Source organism: Arcobacter rhizosphaerae, assembly GCF_049472155.1.
Classification (GTDB): Bacteria; Campylobacterota; Campylobacteria; order Campylobacterales; family Arcobacteraceae; genus Arcobacter_B.
In genome coordinates, this window is sequence record NZ_JBMOVW010000004.1 from 104,099 (window position 1) to 121,940 (window position 17,842).

Consider the following 17,842-nt stretch of genomic DNA (forward strand, 5'->3'; position numbering starts at 1 on the left):
CAAAGACAGGAATACTTTGGACTTAAAAACATTATATATAAGAAGAAAAAATGCACTTGAAAATGCAGAAAAATTTAAAGATGACAAAAGAAAATATAATTCATTTATAAAACTTTCTAAAAATATTGATGAAGAAATATCTAATTTAGAAATAACTAATTCTCAAAATATATCATTAGAAAACACTGATATATCCAGTACAAGTTCTGAAATAAAAACAAATGTAGAAAAAGAAATAGAATTATATATAAGAATATACATAACACATGGTTTTTCAAATTTTCCCCAACTAAATAATCACATAACTGGTAATAATTTATGGGATTTATTCCCAAATATAAGGCTCTAAATGATCATCGTGAATATAAAAAGATACCGGGAATTCTACCTCAGTATTATAAAATAGTTTGTAAAAAACTAGACATTTCAGGAGGTAATGGACGTCCTCTTGATAATGCATGGAAATATTAAATAATCTTCCAACCAGCAATGAAAAAAAATAAATAAAAAGTATTAAATTTTTATGGGTAAAATAATAGGTAAAAACTGAAATACAGCCATTAAATACGATATAAAAGTAAATATGAGTCCCATCGGTGGATATAAATTTATACATAACTTAAAAATAATTAATTTTTTACGTTAAAATATAAGATGAATAAGTTATACAAGTTATTTACAAACATAAAATTTATATAATTATTCTAAATAGTTAGTAAACTTTATGTTTGTAAATAAGAGAATCACTTTATATTTAAACATTAATTCTTGATTAAAAATATAACTTATAAAAATGCCAAATACTTATTCAAGAAAAAATCTTAGGGGGTATATAAAGGGGTATTTTATAATAAATGTTGCAACTGAGCCTCTAGTATAGTCTTCTTTGGTTGTGGACATCTCCACCAAAATAATTAACAGAACTTAATAAATCTACTTTTATTCTCAATACTTACCAAAAACCTTTTTATTAGGTTTTACAAGCATAGTTAAATTATCATTTATATACCTAACTTCAAAAATATCAAGATATTTTATTAATGCTCCTAATTTATTAAATCCATGATTAATTGGTGAAAAAGAACTATTTTGACTGATATATAAACCTACATCTTTTAAATCAGCCCATCCATTATCACCTGATACTTGCTCAACGGCATCAAGAAGAGACTTTTTTAGATTCTTATCTTTTTTTGCATCATAATCATCACCTTTATAACTTATTTTAAAATCATATTTATATTCATTAGTATCATCAATTACTTGTGCTTTTTCTTGTAATTGAATAAATTTTTCTACATAAATAAATTGAGAACAAGCTTTTACTAAGGCATCTGGTGTTTTTTCTTCTCCATATCCAAGTACGGTTTTTGCATCTGATAATATTCTTGCAACAAGTGGAGTAAAATCACTATCACTTGTAATCAAAGCAACTATATCAATATCTTTAGTATATATTGAGTCCATAACATCAATTACTATTGCAATATCAGAAGCATTTTTATTATTTGTGTAAGCAAATTGCTGATAAGGTTGAATACTATAGTCTAATAAAACATTTTCCCAAGCATTGAGATGTCTACTTGACCAATCACCATAAGCTTTTCTAATAGTGATTTTTCCATATTGAGATAGATCTTTAAAAATACTATCTATATATTTTGCACTAACGTTATCACAATCAATAAACATTGCAATATTTTTTTGTTGATTAGTTCCCATTGATAAAATATCCTCAAATTTATATAATTTAGATTTTATCTAAAATATAACAAAATGCAATAAAATCTAAACAATCAAAAAAGTTTTGTTAAAATATAAAAAACAAAAATAAAGGTTTATTTTATGGAAGGTAAAATTTTGGTTACTTACAAGATTTTGTGCAAGTCAGATTTTAACTTAGAAATCACATTAGAGCAATTGCTTACAAATGAAAAAGTTGCTAAAGCTATAAAAGCAGAATTTGCAAAAGGTATCAGAAATATAGCTCTAAATACAAAAAATAGTGATTCAAATATAAAAATAGAAACCCAAAAAGAGTTTTATCAATTTGAAGCTAGAAAAGATGATTTTGCAGATTTAGTATCATTAGCAGAAGAAGACGCCAATGCTAGAAAACTAAATAAAAAAGATTGTATAGGTATTGAACTAGTTGATATTGAAACACTTAAAGATTAATTATTATATAAATAGAAGTATAAAACTTCTATTTATGATGATTTTTTTCTATCAAGATAATAAACAGTCATTAAAGATACTAAACCTATAAAAGATATAGCTCCTAACATTGTATATAAATTATCCATTTAAACTCTCCTTGTCACTAATAATATAACTTATTAATAATAATTTTATCATTTAAATATTCTTTTTATATTAAATTATTATATTTTTTATAACATTTTTTATAACATTGTAACCAAATTACATATTTTGTATTTCTAACATTTCTTTTATGGCTTTAAATTCAAGTGGTTTTGCATAAAAAAAGCCTTGACCAATATCACAATGAAGCCTATTTAAAACATCTTCTTGCTCAGGATACTCTATACCTTCTGCTACTGTTTTATAACCTAAACTTTTAGCTAAAGCGATTATTGCTTTTGTAATTTGTAAGTTATTATTATCTTTTGGTATATAATCAATAAATGCTTTATCAATTTTAATAGTTTCTACAGGAAGTTTAGATAAATAACTCATAGATGAATAACCTGTACCAAAATCATCAATTGACATTTTAAAACCTAAAGATTTTAATTCATTCAACATTTTTATACTATCTTCACCAAAATCCATAATATATCTTTCTGTTAATTCCAATTCAATTTGATTTGGTTTTATTCCAACTTCATCTATTATCTTTTTAATATTAAGTAAAAAATCTGCTGATCTAAATTGTACACTTGAAATATTGATTGCTATATATTCTAAAGTTCTATCTATTGATTTAAACTTCATAAAATCTTCACAAGCTTTCTTAAAAATAAACTCTCCTATAGAAACAATAAGTCCTGTATCCTCAGCTATAGGAATAAAAGTAGCAGGTGATACAAAACCTAATTTATCATTTTTCCACCGTACAAGTGCTTCAAAAGATTTTGTTTTTCTAGTATTTAAATCATATTGAGGTTGATAAGTTAAATATAATTCATTTTTTTCTACTGCTTGTTTTAAAGACTGCTCTATAACTAGTTGATCATGTACATCAACAGAGAGTTTTTCATCATAATATTCAAAAGTATCTTTACCTTGTTTTTTTGCATAATACATTGCTGTATCTGCATTTTTAATTAATGTTTGCATTGTATCTCCATCATTTGGATACATAGCTACACCAATACTTGCACTTGTATTTAATCTAAAATTATCTATTTTAATAGGCTGTTTTACAATTTCTAAAATCTTTTCACATACAAAACCTGCACTATTTTTATTTTTGGCTGACTCTAATACTATTACAAATTCATCTCCACCCATTCTAGCAAGCATATCAGATTGTCTTAAAACTGATTTTATTCTTTTTGAAACTTCTATTAAAAGTTTATCTCCTATATTATGTCCTAGAGTATCATTTATAATTTTAAATCTATCAAGGTCTAAGAAAAGTAGTGATACTACATAATCATTTCGTTTTGAAATATCTATTACATGACTTAAGTGTTCTTCTAACATCACTCTATTAGGCAGAGATGTCAAACTATCATGATAAGCTAAAAAGTCGGCTTTCTCTTGTGTATCAATAATTTCTTGAAGATTTGTATGAATTGAAATATATTTTAATATTTTTCCTTCTTTATTTCTCACTGCTGTAATATTTAACCAAGTAGGAATTAAAGTACCATCTTTTGCGATATCATTTACTTTTCCTTTAAAATGCCCATATCTATTTAAATATGTTAATACTTTTTTATAAAACATTTTATCTTGTTTATTTGTCTTTAAAACATTAGGTTTTCTACCTATTAATTCCTTATTTGTATATCCAGAGATTTCCTCATAAGCTTTATTAGCAGAAATAATATCTCCACTTCTATCAATAATTAAAATACCTTCTTGAGTATTTTCAAATACAATAGCTGATTCTTTTAACTCTTCTTGTTGTTTTATATATTTTGTAATGTCAAGTTTTATAGCAAGATAATTTACAACTTCACCATTTAAAAAAATAGGAACAATTGAAGCTTTTTCATAATAAATCGTACCATCTTTTCTTTTATTAATAAATTCACCTTCCCATTTTTGACCATTTTTTAGTTTTTCATTTAATTTTCTATATCTACTTCGAGGTGTTAAACCAGATTGTAAAACTTTTGGTTTGCTACCAATTATTTCCCTTTTTTTATATCCAGAGTTACTTTCAAAAATTTCATTTACATATAATATTTTTCTGTTTGGATCAGTTAAAACTACCGAATTATCACTATGTTGTACAGCGTACTTGAAAGCTTGTAGTTCATTTTGGATTTTTAAGGTATTTAAATAAAGTTTTATCATAATAATTACTAAAAAAACAGATAAAACAAAAAAGACTAATGCAATAACTAATTGATAAAACAGTTCCTTGTCATAAACTTTTTCTAAATAATTTGAAGTTTCAACTATATTCTCACTTAAATGTATTTTTTTTGATTCTTCTAAAATCATCAATAGTTCTTTTTTTAGAACTAATATATTTTTTGTATGTTTTTGAAAAAAATCTATATCTAAATCAATATCTTTTTCTTGAATTTTAGATAAAAGTTTTTCTATGGCTTTTTTATTTTCATTTACATTTACATAATCTTGAACTAATAAAAAAGTTATTTGATTAATAGTATTTTTTAATTCATTATTTTTACCTTCATCATTTGTAATACTTTTATTTAAATCGAAAAGATAGTGTAAAGAGTTAAGTCTATTTGAATATCTTGATTTGAAATCTTCTATTAATTCCAGTTTTTTTAAATAAAGAATCTCAATATCTTTTAGTAATATTTTAAAATCATTTCCAAACTCATTTGTAAGACTACTATTTTGTAGTTTTAATAAATGTTCTTCAAAACTATTAGTTTTTTTTACAATAAAATCAAAATTTATTAGTTTACTATTTTTATTAAGGAAGTTTTCAAAGTCTTTGTCAATTAATCTTAAAGTTGTAAAACTATTTTTATAATTATCATAATTTTTTGTACTATTTTCTATTTTAAATAAATAAAATACAAGTCCACTTAATAAAAATGAAGCTATTAAAATTAAAGTTATAAATCCATTCTTAGTTTTAAAAAACATTATTTACTCAACCTCTTTAAATAAAGGTGCGGATAAGGAATATAAAAAACTAACTATTTTATCAACTTCATCATCTGTTATTGGTCTACCTATTTGATAAAGTGCCATTATTTTTACTGTATCATGTAAACTAAATGTACGTCCATCATGAAAATAAGGTGCAGTATGTTCAATATTTCTTAAAGTAGGCACTTTAAAATAATACTTATCTTTTTCTTTTTTAGTTATGTGATATCTTCCTAGGTTTGAACTTTGAGCATCATATAAAACACCAAATTTACTATATAAATTGCCTCCTAAATTTACTCCATTATGACAGGCAACACAACCCTTATTTTTAAAAAGTTCATAGCCTTCTTTTTGCTTTTCTGTAATTGCATTGTTTTCACCCTTAAGATATCTATCAAAAGGTGAATTAGGTGTTATAAGTGTTTTTTCATATTCAGCAATTGAATCAGCTATATTTTTTTTAGTAATTCCATCTTTATATATTTTTCCAAAAAGCTCTTTATATTCAGTATTTGCTAATTTTTTTATCAAAATATTAAAGTCACTTCCCATCTCAATAGGATTCTCAATAGGTCCTAAAGCTTGCTCTTTCAAGTTTTTTGCTCTTCCATCCCAAAATTGTCTAAAATTAAAAGTAGAATTTAAAACTGTAGGTGTATTTATATTTCCTACTTTACCATTTATACCTATTGCAAAAATAGTATTATCATCTCCACCTTCATTTAAAATATGACATGAAGCACAAGAAATACTATTATCTAAAGATAGTCTTTCATCATTAAAAAGTTTTTCCCCAAGTTTTACTTTCTTTTTATCAACTTTTATAGTAGAGGGAATAACTTGAATATTTGATGCACATAAATTAACATTAAAGATACTTATTAATAGAATAATTGTTTTTAAAATAGCATTTTCCTTCATTATTTTAATCATGTATTATAGTACTATTTAACTTTATTGCTAAATAAATTTATATTTAATTTTAATAATATAAAAAAAGCCTTATTTAAGTTTTTTATCCATAAAATATATTAATTTTATTAAAGGAAAAATATTGGATCCACAATACGAAAAAATCATAGTTTTACTTATAGTTTTATCAGCCGCATTTATTACTTGGAAAATGGTGAAAGATTTTTATATAACAAAACTTCATAAAGTATTTGCTCATTTATTAGCAGTTGTTACATCTTCATTTATGTTATTATCCACAATGTTCCTTTTTATGCCTAAAAACTATCAAAGAGGTGCTGGTTCTGAAGTTGAACTTAGTCTTATGTCTGTAATTACAGTTGTTGTTATGGTGGCTGTTCTTTACATTTTTTTTAAATATGCTCCACAAAGTAAGAAATAGAATTTTTCTATTTTTTACAGTTTTACTTTTTTTTAAGGAATAAATGATAATAATTCTCACTTATTTTATCAATAAGGATTTAAATGGAAACATATTTTTTAATAACTAACTTTGAAGATGGATATAGAATCGAGGAGTTTATCTATGATGAAGTAGTTATTGAATACTGCACAGAAGCTTTAGAAATTCCAGAAGAAAAAATTAAAGAAGCTGTATATACAAGTGAAGGCTTAGAACTTACATTAACAGAATTAGAGAAAGAAGATATTTCTGATGACTGGTATGTAAATTTACATAAAACATCTAATTAAAATTGATAACCATAATCATAATTAAGTATAATTTAATTTTTTATTCACTATTATTCCACTGCGAATTAGAATTTTTTCTCCTAAAAAATTCAAAAAATAAAAGGACATAATAAATGAAAAAATTAAGTATTATTGCAAGTGCATTAGTATTAACATCTGCTGCGTATGCTGCAAATAGTGTTGATGAAGCTTTTAAAAATGGAAGTTTTTCTGGTGAAATTACAGCACATCACCAATCATGGGATAATGGAACAGGAGAAAAAGATTCTGGCTTTACTGCTGGAACTTTTGATTTAAACTATGAAACTGATTCATTAAATGGTTTTAAATTAAACACTGGATTTAGAGCAAATCATGAATTCTCTGAAAAAGAATCAGGTGATTACGAAGGTGATTTTGAAAACAATGCTGTTATGCATACTGCAAACATTGAATTCTCAAATGATTTTCTTACTATCAAAGCTGGTAGACAAGAGATTAATTTAGAGTGGTTAGGTGATTACAACGAAGCTGTTGTTATTTCTTCATCAAAATTAATTCCAAATACAACATTAGTTGCTGGTTATACAACAAGACAAGCTGCAGTTGGTGCTGATGAAAGCAAAAAATTTGCTGATGTAACTAAAGATGGTGCTTACGTTATTGATGCAAAATTCAATGGAATTGAAAATGTTGTATTAAATCCTTATTTCTATTCTGCACAAGACGTAGCAAACTTCTATGGTTTAAAAGCAACTTACGAAACTGATATGTTTGGATTAACTGCTCATTATGCACAAAGTTCAGAAGATGCAGCAAACACAGAAGATGGAGAAGTTTTACATTTCGAAGCAAGTGCTAACTTAGCTGGATTCAGCTTAGCAGCTGGTTATATTCAAGCAGGTGAAGACAATGGATTAGGTTCAATTGCTGCATTTGGTGATAATATTGACCCTACAGAAGAGTTAGGTGATTATGTATATGCTACAGATGCTAGCACAGTTTATGCTACTGCTGGATATACTATCTCTGATGTAGAATTATCTGCATTATATGCTGTAGCTGATAATGACACTACAAATAAAGAAGATAAAGAGTTTACATTTGGGGCTGCCTATTCATTTACTGAAAACTTAGCTGCTGATATTATGTATACAGACTTATCTTTAGAATCTGACAAAGATAAATCAAAAGTAGCTGTAAACTTAGCTTACTCATTTTAATTAATACAATAAAATAAATTTTAAGGAAGAGAGTTTAACTTTCTTCCTTTTTTTATCTCAAAAAATTCAAAAAATAATGATAACTATTCTCAATATTAATATAAAATTAAGTTTTCTTCATGTAATATACTAATAATGATTATCAATATGAAAGGATTTATAATGATTACATGTTACGAAATAAAAAATAAAAAAGATTTAGTAGAACCAACTGGTTGTACTTGCTAAAGGAAGCAAAATGAGTATATTAGTTATTGGAGGAGACAAGATTACTCCTATTGTAAATATGTTAGAAAACCTTGGTGCAAAAAATATTAATCACTGGGATGCTAGAAAAAAATCATCTGCTCCTAAGAAAAAAGTACCGCAAGATACTGATTGTATTGTTATGCTTACTTCTTTTTTAAATCATAATACTATGCTTAAATATAAAAATGAAGCAAAAAGAAAAAATATTCCATTTATCTGTGCTAAAAGATCAGTTTCTTGTGTATATGATGAATATGTAAAGATTATGGGTATTAAAGATTGTAGTCAATGTTACGCAAATTGTACTCAAAAGAAGGCTTAAGATGAGTTTTAATTACTTTAACTACTGTGATGATTTTGTTGGTTTTGATAATAACAAAGAGTTTTTACCAGAAGGGTTTGATAGTTTTAATTCACAATTTAGATTAAGACAACTATTTTTAAACCTAAGTAATTATGTTTTAAAACCTTACTGTAATTTTACAAAATATGAACAAAGAAGATTAAGTATTTACTCTCTTAAAAATGCTTTTGAGTTTAAAATAAAATCAATGTTACCTATTTCTTATGTTAAAACATATAAGGTTTCTAAAAATTTTAAATTTTGTTCTAACTCAACTAAAATCATAAATAACTATTTAAACAAAACTATTAACTCAACATTCGTAACAAGTAAAAGTTTAGTTCCTGCTGCAAAACTGATTTCTCATTGTTTTATAAATAATAATATGCAGCTACTTATTGATAAACATTTACTATTTCATGAATTCGTTTTAAATAAGGTAAAAAAACTTCATAAAGACAAAAATGTAATAGATTTAGGTGACTCAATATGTATTGAAGCAAAAGATATATGTAAACTAAAAATTTATACATCATGGAAAAATATTGAAGTTAAAAATCCTAATATCAAAGATGAATTAGAAAGTGCTATTGAGTCAATAAAAAAAGGAGATTTCAATCAAATATATTTAGCTTATCCAAAAGATGATGAGTTTAAAAAACAAATACCTATTTATGTAGATGAATTAAAAAACAAAGAGTATCAAATCAAAGCAATACCGTACTCTTTTAGATCAATTATAAGATAAGAACAGGAGATTTACAAATGGCAACAGCTATATTTTATACAACAAGTACAGGAAATACAACAGAAATAGCAACTAAACTTGCAGAAGAATTAGGTGGAATTGAAGTTTTTGATTTAAGTGCAAACCTTGATAAGGTTGAACAATATGATAAAGTTATTCTTGGAGCTTCAACATGGGGTGATGGAGATTTAAATGATGATTTAGATGAAGTTTGGGATGAATTTTGTGAACTTGACTTCTCTGGAAAAAATGTTGCTTTATTTTCATTAGGTGACCAAGAAGGATATGGAGATACATTTGTAGATGCTTTAGGTACTATTTATGAGCAAGTTAACTCAAAAGGTGCAAACGTTATAGGTTTTACAGCAACTGATGGTTATGAATATGATGAATCAAAAGCTGAAATTGATGGAAAATTTGTTGGTTTAGTTATTGATGAAGATAATCAAGATGATTTAACTGATGACAGAATTAAAGCCTGGGCTGAAGATATCAAAGGTGATATTTTATAAAAAAACAAAACTAAAAGTTTAAACTTTTAGTTTTGAGCACATTTTTCACAAATTCCATATAATTGCATAGAGTGACTTGTGATTTTAAATTTATTCTTTTTAGCAATTCTTTCTTGTCTCTTTTCAATTTCATCATCTAAAAACTCAATGATTTTTCCACACGAAGTACAAATAAGATGATCATGATGAGATTTTGCATTACTTTCATATTTTTTGCCATCTGTTCCAAAGTTAATAGATGTAATTAAATCTACTTCTTCTAAGAAACTCAATGCTCTATAAACAGTAGCTATACCGATATTTGTATCTGGATACTGTTTTTTTATTTGATTATAAACTTCTTCTGCTGAAAGATGTTCCTCAGCACCTATTAATATATTAAGAACAATTTCTCTTTGCTCTGTATATTTTAAGCCTTTTTGTTTAACAATTCTTTTAAGTTCGTCTATTATCTCTTCATTCTCTACCATATAAATTTGCCCTTAAATTTTATAATAGCTAATAGTATAGCTAAAGTTTCCCAAAAATACAAACACTAAAGATTATCGTTTAATACAATTTCTTCTTTTGATTCTTTTTTTACAAGTTTTTTCTTTTGTTTATTTTCTGGTTGATAAAGCAGATGATGCCAAAGAGCAAAGCCACAAAAAGCTGCACCGGCAATGACATGAGTTTTTTTTGCTAGTTTATTTTTCATAAACATTGAAGTTACAACTGTCGCACCTAATGTTGCGGTCATTCCTATTTTTGCAACCTCTTTTTTAACCTCTAAATCAAGCTTTTTCATTCCTTTTTTTCCTTCTAGCTCTTCTATCAATAGTTTTCTTTGTTCCTTTTAAAGTCTCATAAGTTAGGGCTGCTGTTAAAACAGTAGCAAGTGGTAAAATAAATGGCATCTTAATCCTTTTGATAATAATTATCATAATAATAACTATTTTAACTTTAAAGTTAACTGATAACTATTATCAGGATTAAAATTTATTTACTTAACTTTACACCTCTTATTGAGTTTAAAAGTAATCCAATTGTTGTTCCATTATGTAAAAATGCAGTTACAATAGGTGAAAATGCACCAAAAGTAGCTCCTGCTAATATTGCTGAATTTATTCCAACTGTTGCATTAAAGTTTGTATTAATTAATTTCATTGTTTTATAAGCTAACTCTTTTGCTTCAACAACAGCAGCAATATCATCTTTTAACAAACTAACATCAGCAGTTGCTTTAGCAATATCAGCACCTTTACTCATTGAAATACCCACATGAGCTGAAATTAATGCAGGTGCATCATTAATACCATCACCTACAAAGGCTACTTTATTACCTTCATCCATCATTTTTTTAACAATTGTTGCTTTATCTGTTGGTAGTAATTCTGAATAAACCTCATCAATACCTAACTCTTTAGCAACACTTTGAGCTTTTTTATCAACATCACCTGTTAACATTACAAGTTTTTTTACACCAAATTCTCTTAATTTTTCTAAAGACTCTTTTGTATTATGTCTTATTTGATCAACTAGAGATATTGTTCCTAAAAGCTCATTGTTATAACCAATATAAAGTAATGTTTTACCTTCATCAAGTTTTTCATCAATTTTATCTTGATGTTCAGAAAAATCTATTCCTTCATCATCTTCTAAGAAGTGTCTACTTCCAATAACAACAGTTTTACCATTTACTTCTGTTTTTACACCATGAGCTACAATAAACTCAACTTCTTCATGGTGCATGTGAACAAAACCTCTTTTTTTAGCAGCTTTAACAACAGCTTCTGCTACTGGGTGAAAATAGTGTTCTTCTGTACTTGCAGATAGATTTAAAACTTCTTCTTCTGTCCATTTATCATTGAAAGACTGTACATCTACAACTTCTAAATCACCTTGAGTTAAAGTTCCAGTTTTATCAAAAATAAAAGTATCTGCACTATTTAAAGCTTCGATAGATTTAGCACCTTTTATCATAATACCTTCATGACCAGCTTTTGAAATTGTAGATTTAAAAGCAACAGGTGTTGCTAGTTTTAAAGCACAAGAATAATCAGCTTGTAAAACAGAAGCTACTCTTTCAAAATCTTTACTCATTACATAAGAAACTCCCGCAAGTCCTAACGTAACAGGTACTAGTTTATCAGCTAATTTAGTTGCTTTTAATTGAACAGAAGATTTTTCATTTAATGAGTTCTCAATATAATGCTTTATTCTTTGTGTCGCTGTATTAGCTCCAACTTGTTCAGCCCAAATTTTAAGTCTACCCTCTTCTAAAACCGTTCCAGATATAACTCTATCACCTCTTTGTTTTTTTACAGGTTCAGCTTCCCCTGTCATAGAAACTTGATTTACACTTGCACTACCATTTACAATATGCCCATCAACAGGTACAGTACTTCCAGCTGAAACAATAACAATATCCCCAACTTCAATAGTATCTGTATCAACTAACTTTTCAACTAGTTTACCATCAACTTCTTTTTCAATCCATGCTTCTTTAACATTTGGCTTAGCAAGTTCTTTTAATAAATCATCACTTCTATGAACTGTTGTTTCTTCAATATATTCACCAAGAGCTAACATTGTATTCGTAGAATTCGCTGCAAGATAATCTTTTCTAATTAAAGAGATACCAACTGCTGCACTTTCTAAAACTCTTGAAGTAAGACCTTCTTTAAAAAGTTCTTGTGTTCCCTCAATTAAAAGTGGTGTTGCAGCAGCACTTGAAATAGTTGCATTTATTAGATTATTTTTAATTAATCTTTCACTAACTAATGCACCTGAAGCATACATCAAAGGTTTTAAACTAGGTTCTTCTTCACTAATACAAGATACACAAACAGAAGCTTCTTCATCTAAAGAACTTAATAATTTATCTGCATCTACATTAGCTAATCTATCTTCAATAGCATCACAAACGTCTTCATCAAAAGTAAAAATAATACTTTTTGCTTTTTTATTTATTCGAACAGAAGTTACGTGTTCTACTTTTTCAAGATAGTTTTTAAGTATATTTTCATCAATATACTCATCACTTAAAAGTTCAAATTTATATCTTGCTCTAAAAGATGTACTATGAACTTTTTTAAAACTATTAATACTCATAATTAACCTTAGTAGTTTTTAGCTTCCATTTGAGCTTTTGCGTCTTCCATTCTTTCTTTTAACTCTTCAATTCCTGCTTGAACCAATTCACTACCTTTTGAAAAGCCATTAAAAATAGCTTTTTGTGTAGTTTTATTTGTTAAAAGAAAAGTCACACCAGCACCAATTAGTGCACCCTTTACAAAATCACCATTAAAAAATGAATCATTAGCATTATTTTGAGGCATTATATTTTGAGCATTCATAGGAGTTTGTACAGAAGTATTCACTCCTTGATTTATATATGGATTTACTTGTTGAGTATTATTCATATTTTGATTTTGATTGATATAAGGATTTGATAAAAAAGCACTTTGTACCATTTGATTATTCCCCATATTTTGTTGTTGATTTACTTGAACTTGATCTTGAACACCTGCAACATTTTGCCCTTGATTTTGTCCTTGTTGATTCATATTATTCATACTCTACTACCTCATTATTTTCTTTAGCACAAGAAACTGCTTCTACTTGTTCATCACTATTAAACTTTTTGTCAATCATTTCTACAGCATAAACTCCAGCTGCACCAACTGCTAAAGAAGCTAAAGCTTTAAACATACCATTTTTTTCATTTTTATATGAACTTGCAGCTACAACAGAAGCTGTTGCTATTGTACCTTGAGTTGTTCTTTTTACAACATCATACGTAGCTTTTTTAATATTTGTTTCACCTTTTTTAATTCTCATAGCATTAATTGTTCCCGCTGCTAATAAAGATACAGCTGCACCACTTACTAAATGGTGTGTCATTATCTTTGGTTCTTCAAAATTACTTTTCATTTTTTTCCTCTTCTTTTTTATCTTTACATTCTTCTTTAGACTCATTTTGAGTTTTATTTTTTTCTTTTTTGTCTTTTATGCAATCAACTGTCGCTTCAACATTTTGTTTTACATTATCTTTTACATCACAAACTATATCTTTTGATTTATCAAATAGTTCATCTGTTTTTTCTTTTATTTTTTTACTATTGTTATATGCAACAATTGCACCTGCACCAACTGCTACACCTAATAAAAATGGAAGTGCCATGATATACTCCTTTACTCTTGTGTATTATCTTCTTTATTCATCATACTACTAAGTGCCATACCACCTAAAGCACCTACAGCAAGACCACTCATCATTGACATATTCATACTTGATAACATAGACATAATTTTATTTTGGTCTATATTTCCATTCATTGCATCATCAAGTAGTTCTTGATATTGCGCCATATTATCCATCATATTAGCCCCATTTTGTTGAACTTGAGACATTTGATTATTCATTTGTGGGTTTGCTTGATTATAAAATGAAGCAACACAAGCTCTAAAAGCTGGTAAATGATTGTTAAATGAAGCTGCTTGAATTCTATAAAAAAGATCTCTTACATCAGGTTCATTTACATACATAAGTAAGTTATCATATAAAGCTACATTATCAATTTCAGCAGCAACTGCTATTTCACAACACTCATGTAAAGTATTTGGTAACTCTATTTGTGTTTGTTCAACAAAAGGAGCTTCAATACCATATTTTTGTATTAAAGTCATAAGCTCATTATAATGATTTATTTCAGAATTTATAATATTTGAAAAAGGTAATACATTTCCAAATTTAGCAATAACATTACTATAAGTATTATAAGCTTCAAATTCATCAAAAGCTGCTATTCTTAAAGCTTGAGATAAAATAGGTTGTGGGTCATTAGGATCAACTCTTTGAGCATCCAACAAGTTCTGGTCTACATTGTTTTGTTGCATTTACACTACCTCCTTTGCTAAGGTGTTAATTAGTTTTGTTACTTCATCTAAATTTCTATGAGCTATTAAATCTTCCCAAAGCCTTGGTTCAAAAATAGCTGGGTCATAAGTAATTGTAACCGAAGCAATAATCTTTTTAATTTTTATTTCTTTTATTCCATTAATTTTGTTAGGTAAATTTTCAATATCAGCTAAAGTAATATTTCCACCTTCATTTTTTATTTTAGGATTAACTCTTACTCTTAATCTTCCAGGAGAATGAGCTATTATGCTAAAATAATCTGCAATTTTTATAATATCTTCTGTACTTATCAATTTTATCCTTTATAGTGTAAGTTTTATATTTTATGTCTTAATTATTTCTTAATATAAATCTATACTCATTATCAATAATTATAATATTATAACAATAATAAACTTAATAATGATTATCATTTTAGACAAGTGACAATTTCGTGTCATTTTAATTTAGTCATATTTTATTAACATAGTATTAAGATTACAATATTAATAATTATAATCAATAATAATCAAAGCTTATTACATATAAACTATAAGCAAGTATTATTATATTATAATAATCATTATTAATAACAAGGAATATAAAATGACCCTAGATCAATTGGAAATTGATGAATCGGCTCTAGTAAAATCTGTAAATTGTGAACCTGCCTTAAAAAATAGATTTTATTCTTTTGGTATAGTAAAAGGTTCTAAAGTATATGTAGAAAAAGTAACTTTTACAAAAAGTACTATTGAAATAAAAATAAATAATACAAAAGTAGCATTAAGACTTACAGAAGCTTCAAAAATCGAGGTTGAAAAATGTTAACCAAAAATTTTAAAGAAGAAAAAATAATAAAAGTTGCATTAGTAGGACAACCAAATGTTGGTAAATCAATGCTTATTAACTCTATTTCAAATGCAAGACTTAAAGTTGGTAATTTTTCAGGAGTTACTGTAGCAAAAGAAGAAGTAATATTTAAATACAAAGATTATAAAATTGAAATTACTGATTTACCAGGAGCATACTCTTTAAATGATTATACCCTAGAAGAAAAAGTTACAAAAGAGTATTTAGAAAACTCACCTTATGATATAATCTTAAATGTATTAGATTCAACTAACTTAGAAAGAAATCTATATTTAACTTCAGAATTACTTGCCCTTGATAAAAAAATGATTATTGCTTTAAATATGATAGATGAAGCAACAAAAGAAAATATTGTAATTGATGAAGTTCAATTAGGGAAAATATTAGGGAAACCATGTGTAAAGACAAGTGCAGCTAAAAATCTTGGTATAAAAGTAATTCTTGACAAGATTGTAGAAAAACATGAATCTGCAAAACTTCCAACAAAACTTACTTTTTCAGAACCCATGGAAGAAGAAATTTCAAACTTAGTAAAAGTAATGGAAGAAAATGCTTTTAAAACTCCTCAAACATATAGACAACTTGCTATTAAACTACTAAAAGAAGATAAGCAAACTTATAAGTATTTTCATGATGAACCAATTTGGGTTAAACTTCAACCTGTTCTTACTCATGCTTTTGAGCATTTATATATTCATTATGATACAAAAAATATGGATGATATTTTTAGTGATGAGAGATTTGCTTTTGCTAAAGGTGCAGTTACAGAAACAGTTAAACAAGAAAAAAGTATAGCTAAATCAACTACTGAAAAAATTGATTCTTTATTAATTCACAAGTTTTTAGGTTTACCAATATTTTTATTTTTGATGTGGGGTTTATTTCAACTTACTTTTGAAGTAGGAAATATTCCTATGGATATGATTGATGCATTTTTTGCCTCTTTAATTGATAGTACAAAAGAAGTTTTAGGAAATAATCAATTAAGTTCAGTAACTGCCGATGGTGCAATTGCAGGGGTTGGGGCAGTAATTCTTTTTTTACCTAATATTGTAATACTATTTTTTGGTATTGCTTTACTTGAAACTACTGGATATATGAGTAGAGTTGCTTTTTTACTTGATGGTTTTTTCCATAAATTTGGACTTCATGGAAAATCTTTTATTCCTTTAGTTACAGGGTTTGGTTGTTCTGTTCCAGCTTATATGGCAGCTAGAACTTTAAAAAATGAAAGAGATAGACTTTTAACATTATTTATTATAGGCTTTATGTCTTGTGGAGCTAGACTTCCAATTTATGTTCTTTTTGTAGGTGCATTTTTTAATGAAGGAAATGCTGGAAACATCTTATTTATAATATATATAGGTGGTGCTATTTTAGGTTTAATTGCTGCTAAAGCATTAAAAGTTATTGTCTTTAAAAGTGAAGATGAACCATTTGTAATGGAAATGCCAAAATATAGAATGCCCTCATTTAAACTAATTTGGCATACAGTCTCAAACCAAGCTTTAATGTACTTAAAAAAAGCAGGTACATATATTTTAGCAGCTTCAATTTTAATTTGGTTTGCTTCAAATTATCCTCAATATCCTTTAATTGAAGAACAATACAATAATAAAATTGAACTGGTTGAGTCAGAAGATAAAAAAAGTGAATTATTAAATGAATTAGCTATGTACAAGTTAGAGAACTCTTATTTAGGTATTATAGGAAAAGCTAGTGAACCTTTATTTGCTCCACTTGGTTTTGATTGGAGAATGTCAGTTGCACTAGAAACAGGTTTAGCTGCAAAAGAGATTGTAGTTTCAACTTTAGGTATTCTATATGGACTAGGAGAAGATCATGATGAAAACTCAAAAGGATTAATAGAAAAAATCAAAGCTAATATTCCTTTTGCTTCAGCTATTTCATTTATTGTATTCGTAATGATTTACTTACCTTGTTTAGCTGCTTCAATGGTTTTTGCAAAAGAAGCAGGTGGATGGAAATACTTAGCTTATTTATTTGTATTTACAACAACAACAGCTTGGATTCTATCTTTTATTGCATATAATATTATAAGAATAGTAGTAGGCTAAAGCCTTCTACTAT

General features: G+C 26.8%; 22 protein-coding genes. 10 read left to right on the forward strand and 12 right to left on the reverse strand.

Going from position 1 to position 17,842, the window contains the following annotated elements; translation table 11 throughout:
* The first annotated feature begins 16 nt into the window (after positions 1–16).
* On the forward strand, positions 17–349 hold the full coding sequence (locus ACH5BH_RS08025; RefSeq protein WP_423298011.1) for a hypothetical protein: 333 nt from the start codon (positions 17–19) through the stop codon (positions 347–349).
* A 596-nt stretch (positions 350–945) separates the two neighbouring features.
* Here the strand turns inward: ACH5BH_RS08025 and ACH5BH_RS08030 are convergent.
* Positions 946–1,722 (reverse strand): NYN domain-containing protein, encoded by a 777-nt coding sequence (locus tag ACH5BH_RS08030; protein WP_404305474.1) that lies wholly within the window; start codon positions 1,720–1,722, stop codon positions 946–948.
* Positions 1,723–1,845: 123 nt separating this feature from the next.
* Between ACH5BH_RS08030 and ACH5BH_RS08035 the strand changes: the two genes are divergently transcribed.
* A complete protein-coding gene (locus ACH5BH_RS08035) occupies positions 1,846–2,178 on the forward strand; it encodes a hypothetical protein (RefSeq protein ID WP_404305476.1) in 333 nt (110 codons plus the stop codon).
* A 246-nt stretch (positions 2,179–2,424) separates the two neighbouring features.
* On the opposite strand, the gene ACH5BH_RS08040 is transcribed toward ACH5BH_RS08035, so the two are convergent.
* Both ACH5BH_RS08040 and ACH5BH_RS08045 read right to left on the reverse strand, forming a co-directional pair.
* Positions 2,425–5,268 carry an EAL domain-containing protein gene (locus ACH5BH_RS08040; RefSeq protein WP_423298012.1) on the reverse strand — a complete coding sequence of 948 codons (2,844 nt, stop codon included), beginning with the start codon at positions 5,266–5,268 and terminating at the stop codon, positions 2,425–2,427.
* 3 nt (positions 5,269–5,271) lie between these two features.
* Positions 5,272–6,210 carry a cytochrome-c peroxidase gene (locus ACH5BH_RS08045; RefSeq protein WP_423298013.1) on the reverse strand — a complete coding sequence of 313 codons (939 nt, stop codon included), beginning with the start codon at positions 6,208–6,210 and terminating at the stop codon, positions 5,272–5,274.
* A 121-nt stretch (positions 6,211–6,331) separates the two neighbouring features.
* Between ACH5BH_RS08045 and ACH5BH_RS08050 the strand changes: the two genes are divergently transcribed.
* From ACH5BH_RS08050 to ACH5BH_RS08075, 6 genes are all read left to right on the forward strand, one after another.
* Positions 6,332–6,631, forward strand: a complete 300-nt coding sequence (locus tag ACH5BH_RS08050) for a hypothetical protein (RefSeq protein ID WP_423298014.1) — start codon at positions 6,332–6,334, stop codon at positions 6,629–6,631.
* An 83-nt stretch (positions 6,632–6,714) separates the two neighbouring features.
* The gene (locus ACH5BH_RS08055) at positions 6,715–6,942 is read left to right on the forward strand and encodes a hypothetical protein (protein ID WP_423298015.1); all 228 of its coding nucleotides are present in this window, start codon (positions 6,715–6,717) and stop codon (positions 6,940–6,942) included.
* A gap of 113 nt (positions 6,943–7,055) precedes the next feature.
* Positions 7,056–8,144, forward strand: coding sequence for an Opr family porin (locus ACH5BH_RS08060; protein WP_423298016.1), 1,089 nt, complete (start codon positions 7,056–7,058; stop codon positions 8,142–8,144).
* 238 nt (positions 8,145–8,382) lie between these two features.
* Entirely contained in the window at positions 8,383–8,715 is a 333-nt protein-coding gene (locus ACH5BH_RS08065) for a DUF2325 domain-containing protein (RefSeq protein ID WP_404305485.1), read from the forward strand.
* Between the two features lies 1 nt (position 8,716).
* Positions 8,717–9,484 carry a hypothetical protein gene (locus ACH5BH_RS08070; RefSeq protein ID WP_423298017.1) on the forward strand — a complete coding sequence of 256 codons (768 nt, stop codon included), beginning with the start codon at positions 8,717–8,719 and terminating at the stop codon, positions 9,482–9,484.
* Between the two features lie 17 nt (positions 9,485–9,501).
* Positions 9,502–9,996 (forward strand): flavodoxin, encoded by a 495-nt coding sequence (locus ACH5BH_RS08075; protein WP_423298018.1) that lies wholly within the window; start codon positions 9,502–9,504, stop codon positions 9,994–9,996.
* Positions 9,997–10,022: 26 nt separating this feature from the next.
* On the opposite strand, the gene ACH5BH_RS08080 is transcribed toward ACH5BH_RS08075, so the two are convergent.
* The 9 genes from ACH5BH_RS08080 to ACH5BH_RS08120 form a co-directional block, all read right to left on the reverse strand.
* Positions 10,023–10,466 carry a Fur family transcriptional regulator gene (locus tag ACH5BH_RS08080; protein ID WP_404305491.1) on the reverse strand — a complete coding sequence of 148 codons (444 nt, stop codon included), beginning with the start codon at positions 10,464–10,466 and terminating at the stop codon, positions 10,023–10,025.
* A 65-nt stretch (positions 10,467–10,531) separates the two neighbouring features.
* The gene (locus tag ACH5BH_RS08085) at positions 10,532–10,783 is read right to left on the reverse strand and encodes a hypothetical protein (RefSeq protein ID WP_423298019.1); all 252 of its coding nucleotides are present in this window, start codon (positions 10,781–10,783) and stop codon (positions 10,532–10,534) included.
* Positions 10,770–10,892, reverse strand: coding sequence for a hypothetical protein (locus ACH5BH_RS08090; RefSeq protein WP_404305495.1), 123 nt, complete (start codon positions 10,890–10,892; stop codon positions 10,770–10,772). Before ACH5BH_RS08090 ends, ACH5BH_RS08085 begins: the two co-directional genes overlap by 14 nt.
* Positions 10,893–10,974: 82 nt before the next feature.
* Positions 10,975–13,089: a heavy metal translocating P-type ATPase gene (locus ACH5BH_RS08095; RefSeq protein ID WP_404305497.1), complete on the reverse strand. Its 2,115-nt coding sequence runs from the start codon at positions 13,087–13,089 to the stop codon at positions 10,975–10,977.
* Between the two features lie 8 nt (positions 13,090–13,097).
* A complete protein-coding gene (locus ACH5BH_RS08100) occupies positions 13,098–13,553 on the reverse strand; it encodes a YtxH domain-containing protein (RefSeq protein WP_423298020.1) in 456 nt (151 codons plus the stop codon).
* The gene (locus tag ACH5BH_RS08105; protein ID WP_404305501.1) at positions 13,546–13,911 is read right to left on the reverse strand and encodes a hypothetical protein; all 366 of its coding nucleotides are present in this window, start codon (positions 13,909–13,911) and stop codon (positions 13,546–13,548) included. The genes ACH5BH_RS08100 and ACH5BH_RS08105 overlap by 8 nt, the downstream gene beginning before the upstream one ends.
* The gene (locus tag ACH5BH_RS08110; protein WP_404305503.1) at positions 13,901–14,161 is read right to left on the reverse strand and encodes a hypothetical protein; all 261 of its coding nucleotides are present in this window, start codon (positions 14,159–14,161) and stop codon (positions 13,901–13,903) included. The genes ACH5BH_RS08105 and ACH5BH_RS08110 overlap by 11 nt, the downstream gene beginning before the upstream one ends.
* Positions 14,162–14,172: 11 nt before the next feature.
* A complete protein-coding gene (locus ACH5BH_RS08115) occupies positions 14,173–14,877 on the reverse strand; it encodes a ferritin-like domain-containing protein (RefSeq protein ID WP_404305505.1) in 705 nt (234 codons plus the stop codon).
* Positions 14,878–15,192: a hypothetical protein gene (locus tag ACH5BH_RS08120; RefSeq protein ID WP_404305507.1), complete on the reverse strand. Its 315-nt coding sequence runs from the start codon at positions 15,190–15,192 to the stop codon at positions 14,878–14,880.
* 292 nt (positions 15,193–15,484) lie between these two features.
* Here ACH5BH_RS08120 and ACH5BH_RS08125 point away from each other — a divergent pair, with 292 nt between their 5' ends.
* Positions 15,485–15,709: a FeoA family protein gene (locus ACH5BH_RS08125; RefSeq protein WP_404305509.1), complete on the forward strand. Its 225-nt coding sequence runs from the start codon at positions 15,485–15,487 to the stop codon at positions 15,707–15,709.
* The gene (feoB, locus tag ACH5BH_RS08130; protein WP_423298021.1) at positions 15,703–17,829 is read left to right on the forward strand and encodes a ferrous iron transport protein B; all 2,127 of its coding nucleotides are present in this window, start codon (positions 15,703–15,705) and stop codon (positions 17,827–17,829) included. Before ACH5BH_RS08125 ends, feoB begins: the two co-directional genes overlap by 7 nt.
* Positions 17,830–17,842: the final 13 nt, after the last annotated feature.